The following is a 546-nucleotide window of genomic DNA, read 5'->3' as shown; positions in this document are numbered from 1 at the left end:
CGCCCACGGCCACGGCACTCGACACGAAGCGTCGCGTCGTGTGCGTCGAGAACACGGCGATCGGCGGGCAGGCCGGAAGCTTCCTGAGGAACACCACGCCATTCAGGCTGGGCCCGATGGGCGACGAGATGCCGAGYAGCACCAGGTCGACGGTCTCGTTCGAAAGGATGTTGCGTGCCGTCTGGAAATCGCCTGCGGCCAACGTGATCACCGGCCGCTCGAGCTTGTTCAGCAACAGGCTCACGGCGTCTCTGACGATCTCGTGGTCATCGACGATCAGAATCCTTGCTATTCCACTACTGCTTGTCATACCTGCCTCGATGTTGAAAAGATGAGAGTCCGGTCCCTGGATCTTGGTGTGATGCCACTTCGCGGCGGCGTCATCTTTTGAAGTCAGGCTGCTTGAGCCCTGACACCGATGTTGGATCTGCCATGTGCAGGCAGCATGGGTGATTCGTGCATCTTGTCTGCACATCCTGCGATGGGTGTCTCTGGATGCTTGTGCGATGTGCCTGTTGCTTGCTCGCGAAGCACGGACAGCAAGGT

At 59.4% G+C, this 546-nt stretch carries 1 protein-coding gene; it reads right to left on the bottom strand.

Going from position 1 to position 546, the window contains the following annotated elements; translation table 11 throughout:
• Nucleotides 1–244: response regulator (locus AC1D15_RS36465; protein WP_477829927.1), on the bottom strand; the 244-nt coding region annotated here is incomplete at its 3' end.
• Nucleotides 245–546 lie beyond the last annotated feature (302 nt).

Source organism: Rhizobacter sp. P2_H2 (genome assembly GCF_056403375.1).
Note: the sequence above shows the minus strand (reverse complement) of the source record. Positions and strands in the feature narration are given on the sequence as shown.